Source organism: Nocardioides bruguierae (genome assembly GCF_023656415.1).
Lineage (GTDB): Bacteria > Actinomycetota > Actinomycetes > Propionibacteriales > Nocardioidaceae > Nocardioides > Nocardioides bruguierae.
The window spans coordinates 1-1583 of sequence record NZ_JAMOIL010000065.1; the positions used below are offsets into that span (position 1 = coordinate 1).

Sequence of the window (1583 nt, forward strand, 5' to 3'; positions counted from 1 at the left end):
GGCGGATTCAAGCGGTCCTCGCAACACCGTTGTTGTTAGCTGGCGGTGAGTAGATCACGCAGACGCTCGGCTGGGTTCTTCCAGCCGAGCGTTTTGCGTGGTCGTCCGTTGAGGAGCTGCGCGACGTGCTCGAGGTCCTCGGGTGCGTGGACCGAGAGGTCGGTGCCCTTGGGGAAGTACTGGCGCAGCAGCCCGTTGGTGTTCTCGTTGCTGCCCCGCTGCCAGGGCGAGTGGGGGTCACAGAAGTACACCGGGACCCCGGTAGCGACGCTGAACTGCCGGTGGGCGGCCATCTCGGTGCCCTGGTCCCAGGTCAGCGACCCACGCAGGTGCTGGGGCAGCGTCTGGATCAGCGGTACCAGGACGTCGCGGACCTCCTCGGCGGTGTGACCGCCGGGCAGGTGTCCGAGCATCACGTACCGGGTGGTGCGTTCGACCAGCGTCACGATCGCGCTGTTGTTGCCGGCACCCATGATCAGGTCGCCCTCCCAGTGTCCCGGGACGGCACGGTCAGCGACCTCGGCGGGACGCTCGCTGATCATCACCATCGGGTCGATGAACCTCGAAGCGCGGCTGGTCCGCTCCTGGGGTGAGCGGTGCGAGACCCGACGGGTCCGCCCGGTCCGCAGGGCGGAGGCGACCTCGCGGCGCAGCCCGCCCCGGGCCTGGAGGTAGATGGCCTGGTAGATCGTCTCCGTGCTCACCCGCATGCTCTCGTCGTGGGGGTACTGCTCGACCAGAGCGTGGCAGATCTGCTCCGGTGACCACTGCTGGGACAGCCCCGCGGTCACGAAGTCCCGCAGCGGGCCTTCGGCTGCGAGCTTGCTGGCCTTGGGGCGTGCCCGCGACGCTGCCCACGCCCGCTGAGCCGCGTGCGGCTCATACCCACGCGAGCCACGCGAGCCCCGCGAGCCGTGGGCTGTCCCAGCGTCCGGCGTGCGGGCGTCGAGCTCGCGTTTGATCGTGGACGGGGCCCGGCCCAGCCGCCGCCCGATCTCACGCAACGAGGCACCCGCGTGGTGCCAGTCGGCGATCTGCTCACGCTCGACCAGCGTGAGGTACCGGCCGTGCAGCGGCTTCTCCACCACCGCCAGAGGCACCGCCCATGACACTTCGGGAGCTGGCATCGAGGGCGAGCCAGACCCGGCGAGGACGACGGCGACGTGGCTGGTCATGCCGGAGTTGTAGTCGACCAGTCGCCCGTCGGGATACAGGCGCGCGTTGCCGACGTGTCGGATGCCCTTGTCCCAGTCCCGCGCGGTCCGCACATGCACACCGACGGCCGCGGCCGCTCGTGCACGAGGCACCCCCTGGGCACGGAGCTGGTCGTACTCGCCACGGCGAGGATGCGGCGGCCGGCGCCTGGTCCCCTTCGCCGGTGACTTCCCACGGCCCCGCACACCCGCCTGACGAGCCCACCCAGCAGCGGCGTGCCGACTCACACCGACCGCCCTCGCCGCCGCGCTCACGTTGCCCTCAAGACGATCCAGAGCCCCGAAGAACTCCGCCTTCACCTCCGCAGAAACCACGATCCCCACAACCCCTCGAAAGTCGAGGTGTTGCGGGGATCGATAGAACCCGCC

At 70.1% G+C, this 1583-nt stretch carries 1 protein-coding gene; it reads right to left on the reverse strand.

Features of this window, described 5'->3' with window-relative positions; all coding sequences use genetic code 11:
• Positions 1 to 35 precede the first annotated feature (35 nt).
• The gene (locus M8330_RS21620) at positions 36 to 1307 is read right to left on the reverse strand and encodes an IS30 family transposase (protein ID WP_250829035.1); all 1272 of its coding nucleotides are present in this window, start codon (positions 1305 to 1307) and stop codon (positions 36 to 38) included.
• Between the last annotated feature and the right edge of the window lie 276 nt (positions 1308 to 1583).